We start from the raw sequence: 6,364 nt of genomic DNA on the forward strand, positions 1-6,364 counted from the left end.
GTCGGTCGGGTATAGACTGATCACCGATACTGTCTGTTCTCCGGTACCAGGTGCCTTGCTTGGCAGGAGGATGAGATGCCTCGGTGCGCCGCACCGGCGGCAATGCCGGTCAACGTTTTCAGGGAGATGGCCATGCAGCTTACCATCAACGGGCAATCGCATCAGGTGGACATCGAGCCGGATACGCCGCTTCTCTGGGTCCTTCGCGACACGCTTGGACTGACGGGCACGAAATATGGCTGCGGCCTTGCCCAGTGCGGAGCCTGCACGGTGCTGATCGACGGTCAGGCGACGCGAGCCTGCGTCACGCCGGTCGAAAGCGTCGCCGGCACCGAGATCGTGACGATCGAGGCGATCACCGGGGATGCCGAAGGACGCAGGGTCGTTGAAGCCTGGGTCGATCATCAGGTTCCGCAATGCGGCTATTGCCAGTCCGGCCAGGTGATGGCGGCGACGGCGCTTCTCAAACAGACGCCCCAACCGACCGAGGAAGACATTGCCGCGGCAATGATCAACCTCTGTCGGTGCGGCACCTACAATGCCATCGCGTCTGCCGTTCGGCAGGCCGCCAAAGCGTGAGGGAGGCCAGCATGAACGACATGACACCGATCAACGCGTCCCAAAACTCCGACGGGCAGGCGGGACTGCTCAATCTCTCGCGCCGTCGATTTCTGGGTGTCTCGGCAGGAGCGCTGGTGCTGGGCGTCGCTTTGCCGTCTGGCGCCGGGCGCGCCCTGGCACAGGCCGCCGCACCCGCCGTTGTGGCCGGCACGCGGGTAAACGCCTATATCGAGATCCGGCCGGACAGTACCGTCCTGTTCCGGAGTGCCTTCATCGAGGGAGGGCAGGGTATCTTTACGGCGATGGCGCAGATCGTCGGCGAGGAACTCGATGTCGATCCCGCGCGCTTCGTGGTCGAGGCCGCTCCCCCCGGCCCCGATTATCTGCTGATCGGCGGCTTCCGCTTTACCGGCGGCAGCATGTCGGTGCGCATGAGCTACGAAAAGATGCGCAAGCTCGGGGCGAGCGCCCGCCTGATGGTGATGCAGGCCGCCGCCGCACGAATGAACGTGCCGGTGCCGGAACTGACGACCGAGCCTGGCCGCGTCCTCCATGCCGCGTCCGGACGGGCCCTGAGCTATGGCGAACTCGCGCAGGATGCCGCGGCATTGGCGGTACCCGCCGACGCGCCGCTCAGAGCAAAATCGGATTTCCGCTGGATCGGCAAACCTCTTGCGCGGCTCGACGTGCGCGACAAGTCCACCGGCAAGGCGAAGTATGCCATCGATCTTCGTGTGGACGGCATGCTCTATGCCGCTGTCCAGCATGCCCGCCATCTGGGCGCAGAGCCGCATACGATCACCAATGAAGCCCAGGTTCTCGCCATGCCGGGCGTGCATTCCGTTCATCGTCTGCCAGGCGCTGTGGGTGTCGTTGCCGATAGCTGGTGGCGCGCACGCCGGGCGGCGGAAAGCCTTCAGGTCACCTGGGCGGCTGCGCCGCAGGGAACCAGGGGGGCGATGCCGGAAGACTATTCGACGGAACGTCACCGGGAGGGGCTGAAGGCCATGACCGGAGACGGTCTTGAAGCCGAAGCCTCCGGCGATACCACCAAGGCTCTGGCCAGCGCCAAGACCATCATCGAGGCGACCTATGACGCACCGCATCTCGCGCATGCGCAGCTGGAGCCACCCTCGGCGCTGGCGCGCTGGAACGACGACGGCACGCTGGAGCTTTGGGCGCCCAACCAGGCGCCGGAAATGTTTCAGGGCGCCGCGGCAAAGGTTGCCGGAATCGATCCGTCCAGGGTCATCATCCATTCGCCGCTGCTCGGCGGCTTCTTCGGCCGACACTTTTTCTATGCCTCGGCCAACCCGTTCCCGCAGGCCATCCTGCTGTCGAAAGCGGTCGGAAAGCCGGTCAAGCTGGTCTGGAGCCGCGAAGAGGAGTTCCTGCGCGATGCGCTCCGCCCCATGGCGGTCGCCCGCTTCCGGGCTGGTCTGGACGAGAAGGGCATGCCCGTTGCCCTGAGCGCGATTGCGGTGGGGGAGGGGGCGACAGGCCGCTGGTTCGGCCGTCAGCCGGACAAGGTAGACAGCTCCGCCGTGGAAGGCATTGCCGGAAAGCTCTACGCCATCCCCAATCACCGCGTCGGCCACATCCATGTCGATGATCCCGCGGTCATCGGCTTCTGGCGCTCCGTCGGCCATTCGATGAACGACTTCTTCTACGAGACGTTTTTCGATGAGATGGCCGATGCCGGAAAACAGGACCCTTACGACCTGCGCCATCGGCTGCTTGCCGAAAGCCCGCGCCAGCGGAAGCTTCTCGAGGCGGTGGCGGATCTCTCCGGTGGCTGGAAACGCGGCCCCTACCAGGCGGAAGACGGCACCCGGCGCGCCCGCGGCGTTGCCATGGCGTCCCCTTTCGGCATCGAGGTTGCGACCATCGCGGAAGTCTCCTTGCGCGGCGAGGAGACGGTGGTCCATCAGGTCTGGGTGGCCGTCGATCCCGGCAGCATCGTCAATCCGGCGATCGTCGAGGCACAGATCAATTCCGCAGTCGCGATCGGTCTTTCCATCGCGCTGATGGAAGAGGTGGTCTACGAGGAGGGGGTGCCGCGCGCCCGCAATTATGACGGTTATCCCATCCTGCCGCCCGACAGGATGCCGAAGGTGCATGTCCGCATCGTCGAAAGCGGTGCGCCCATGGGCGGCATCGGAGAGCCCGGCGTTCCGGGCGTTCCGCCAGCGGTGGTGAACGCTCTGGCGGTGCTGACGGGCAGGCGGGCGCGCAGCCTGCCGCTGTCACGGGCTTCGCTTGCCGGCAGCATCTGAGCCGCGCTGCAAACCGGCTTCGAGCCGGGCAAAAGACAAAACTCCCGCCTGTGTCGGTTCTGCCGGCACGGGTCCGTTCCTCATGTGATGGGTGGGCTCCCGCTTGAAACGTCTTGGTCTCTTTGTTGCAGTCGTCGCTGTCGTGGGCGCCGGAAGCGCCTGGTTTGCGACCCATGTGCCGCGCTCGCCATTCGATGGAGAGGCGCGGCCAGCACCCGGTCCCCTGGCGCGGGGCGAATATGTTGCGCGTCTTTCCGATTGCGTCGCCTGCCATACCACGGAGCGTGGAAAGCCCTTTGCTGGCGGGTTGGCCATGGGAACGCCGCTCGGTGCGATCTACACGACCAATATCACGCCGGACAGGGAAACGGGCATCGGCAACTACACCTTGGCCGACTTCGACAATGCGGTGCGCCGGGGCGTGCGGGCTGATGGCACCCGCCTGTATCCGGCCATGCCACATCCGTCCTATGCCAAGATGAGCGATGACGACATCCGCGCGCTCTACGATTATTTCATGAACCACGTCCAGCCGGTCAGCCAGTCGAACCGCCCTGCGGATATCGCCTGGCCGCTCAACATGCGCTGGCCGCTCGCCTTCTGGAATGCCGCCTTCACCAGGCCCGGCGCCTATCAGGCGAAGACGACCGGTGACGATCTGTGGAACAGAGGCGCCTATCTGGTGCAGGGGCCCGGTCATTGCGGCAGCTGCCACACACCCCGTGGCGTGGCGATCCAGGAAGTGGCGCTGGATGAGGGTGATCCGCGCTATCTCTCCGGCGCACTTCTGGACGGCTGGTATGCGCCGAGCCTGCGCAACGATCACAATACCGGTCTGGGTCGCTGGACCGAGGAAGACATCGTTTCCTACCTCAAGGACGGCCGCAACCAGCACGGTGTCGTGTTCGGTTCGATGCTGGAAGCCTTCAACAACTCCACCCAGTACATGAGCGATACGGATCTGAAGGGCATTGCCCGCTATCTCAAGTCGCTGCCCGGAGATCGGATGCGGGACGGAGACCCCTGGCAGTATCAGCCCGTTGCTGCAGCGACACCCCGCTCCGCCGGTCAGGCGATCTACGCAGCGCAATGTGCCACCTGTCACGGCGCCGATGGCCGGGGCCGTGCCGAATGGATCGCGCCGCTTGCCGGCGCCAGCTCGCTGCTGGCACCCGATCCTGCTTCTGCGATCAACATCACGCTGAACGGGGCCGGCCGCGTGGTCGCCGATGGTGTAACGGATGCCTATCGCATGCCGTCGCTGCGCTCCAAGCTGAGCGACCAGCAGATTGCCGAGGTTTTGACCTATGTCCGCGCGACCTGGGGCAATCGCGCTGCTCCGGTAACGGAGCAGGAGGTGAAGGCACTGCGGGCGCATACCGATCCGGCGAGCCCGGATCCGATCATTCTGCAGATGCGCTGATCGTGCCGGTGCACGCATGTCCTCCCGCTCTTTTTTGATATCCGGATTCCAGAAGGCCCGGATGTCAGATCCTGTTCGCCATGCTTGAAAGTTTCCGCAATGCGTCGATCCGTATCTGCCATCGCCGGTCTCTGTCTTCTGCTGTCGGTCGCCGTTGCTGCGGCGCAGACGCCTGCCTCTGAGCCCGCCAATGGCGAGACGCTGTTCCGGCAGCGATGCGGCGCCTGCCATCAGGTTGCAACGCCCCGCAATGGGCTCGGGCCTCATCTGCAGGGTGTCGTCGGACGCGCGGCAGGAAGCGTCGGGGGCTATAATTACTCGCCGGCCATAAAGGGGGCCGGCATCGTGTGGAGTACGGATAACCTCGATGGTTTTCTCACCAATCCCGGTGCCATGGTGCGTGGTACGCGCATGACGCAGCGTTTCGCCAATGCGGCGGAGCGACAGGCGATCATCGAATTTCTTCAACAGAAGCAAGACTGAAATGCGTGATCCTGACGCTGCGGCGCTGGCTGGCCCACCACCGCGGCTCCCCTTTGGCGGCAATCGGTGTCTGCGCAATAGTTCAATCAGCCGCTTGCTGTGCCGGCAAACACCGGAACGGTTTTTCCACGCGGTTTCATGAGCCCCGTGCATAACCGCATCCGGCATCCGGCGGATTATCCCCGGGCATCACCTCCTCTATCTCGGTCCCATCTGTTTCCGTTCCGAATAGCGCGCGCCCGAGATCGCCTTCGGGTCGCGATAGCGATGTCCGGTACGGGTGAAACCCTGAAAGGATCGCTTCATGGTCGGTGACACGTCGCACGCAATTGCCACAACGCAGCAACCCGCAGGGGGAGGGACCCGGAAGACCGCGGCATGGAGCGGCGTCTTCGCGCTGTCGCTTGCCGCCTTTGCATTGATCGCCTCGGAATTCCTGCCGGTCAGCCTGCTGACGCCGATCGCCAGCAATCTGGCTGTCACCGAAGGCCAGGCAGGGCAGGCGATATCCGTCTCCGGTTTTTTCGCCGTCATCACCAGCCTGGTGATTGCATCCGTCATGGGACGGGCTGATCGCAAGACGATGCTGCTTGCTCTGACGGGCGTCATGATGATTTCCGGAACCGTGGTTGCGCTCGCACCAAATTATGCCACGCTGATGATCGGCCGTGCGCTGATCGGCATTGTCATCGGCGGTTTCTGGTCGATGTCGGCTGCCACGGCCATGCGTCTTGTGTCGCCATCGCAGGTGCCGCGCGCGCTCTCGGTCTTGAACGGCGGCAATGCGCTCGCAACGGTGGTGGCTGCGCCACTCGGCAGCTATCTCGGCGCGCTGATCGGCTGGCGGTGGACGTTCTTCACCGTCGTGCCGGTGGCGCTCCTTGTCCTGGTCTGGCTCCTGGTCAGTCTGCCGCCTATGCCGATGGAGCGTGGGCGAGCACAGATAAGCCCCCTGAAACTTCTCCGCCGCCCGGTGGTGGCAATCGGCATGCTCGGCGTCGGTCTGTTCTTCATGGGTCAGTTCACCCTCTTCACCTATCTTCGCCCCTATCTGGAGGGCAGCGTGCGGGTGAATGTGGAAACGCTGTCGCTTCTGCTGCTGTTGATCGGCGTGATGGGCGTATTTGGCACGGTCGTCATTGGCTTCGTCCTGTCACGTGCACCGCGTCTGGTCCTTGTTGTCATTCCGGCCTTGATGGCCCTTGTCGGTCTTGCGTTGGTGTTCAGCGCCGCTTCGCTGGCTGTCACCGCTACTCTCCTGGCAATCTGGGGATTTCTGGCCACGGCTGCACCGGTCGCCTGGTGGACCTGGCTGACCCGAACGCTGCCCGATGACACAGAAGCGGGAGGCGGCCTGATGGTGGCGGTGATCCAGCTGGCGATCACGGCGGGAGCAGCCTTCGGTGGTCTTCTCTTCGATGCGTACGGGTTTTCGACGACGTTCATGGTTGCGGCGGCACTCCTGCTGCTGGCCGCAATGACTGCCGCCGCTCCAGCATGGATTGGCCAAAGATAGGATCGTCGGACGTGGAGTGTGGTCCCGGACCCCAGTTCATCGGAGGTGAAGAATATTCCATAATATATATTATCAGTAATCTCTCTGTAGCCGCAAAGTTAGAAT

5 protein-coding genes are annotated in these 6,364 nt (G+C 63.9%); all 5 read left to right on the top strand.

Features of this window, described 5'->3' with window-relative positions; translation table 11 throughout:
• Positions 1–132: 132 nt before the first annotated feature.
• The 5 genes from FNA46_RS02325 to FNA46_RS02345 all read left to right on the top strand — a co-directional run bounded on the left by FNA46_RS02325 (position 133) and on the right by FNA46_RS02345 (position 6,259).
• Entirely contained in the window at positions 133–579 is a 447-nt protein-coding gene (locus FNA46_RS02325; protein ID WP_142880732.1) for a (2Fe-2S)-binding protein, read from the top strand.
• A gap of 11 nt (positions 580–590) precedes the next feature.
• Positions 591–2,837: a xanthine dehydrogenase family protein molybdopterin-binding subunit gene (locus FNA46_RS02330; RefSeq protein ID WP_142880733.1), complete on the top strand. Its 2,247-nt coding sequence runs from the start codon at positions 591–593 to the stop codon at positions 2,835–2,837.
• A 103-nt stretch (positions 2,838–2,940) separates the two neighbouring features.
• Positions 2,941–4,260 (top strand): c-type cytochrome, encoded by a 1,320-nt coding sequence (locus tag FNA46_RS02335; protein WP_142880734.1) that lies wholly within the window; start codon positions 2,941–2,943, stop codon positions 4,258–4,260.
• A gap of 99 nt (positions 4,261–4,359) precedes the next feature.
• Positions 4,360–4,743, top strand: coding sequence for a c-type cytochrome (locus FNA46_RS02340; RefSeq protein WP_142880735.1), 384 nt, complete (start codon positions 4,360–4,362; stop codon positions 4,741–4,743).
• Positions 4,744–5,047: 304 nt separating this feature from the next.
• The gene (locus FNA46_RS02345) at positions 5,048–6,259 is read left to right on the top strand and encodes an MFS transporter (protein WP_142880736.1); all 1,212 of its coding nucleotides are present in this window, start codon (positions 5,048–5,050) and stop codon (positions 6,257–6,259) included.
• The last annotated feature ends 105 nt before the right edge of the window (positions 6,260–6,364 follow it).

Origin of the sequence: Affinirhizobium straminoryzae (assembly GCF_007004135.1) — a bacterium.
Taxonomy (GTDB): domain Bacteria; phylum Pseudomonadota; class Alphaproteobacteria; order Rhizobiales; family Rhizobiaceae; genus Neorhizobium; species Neorhizobium straminoryzae.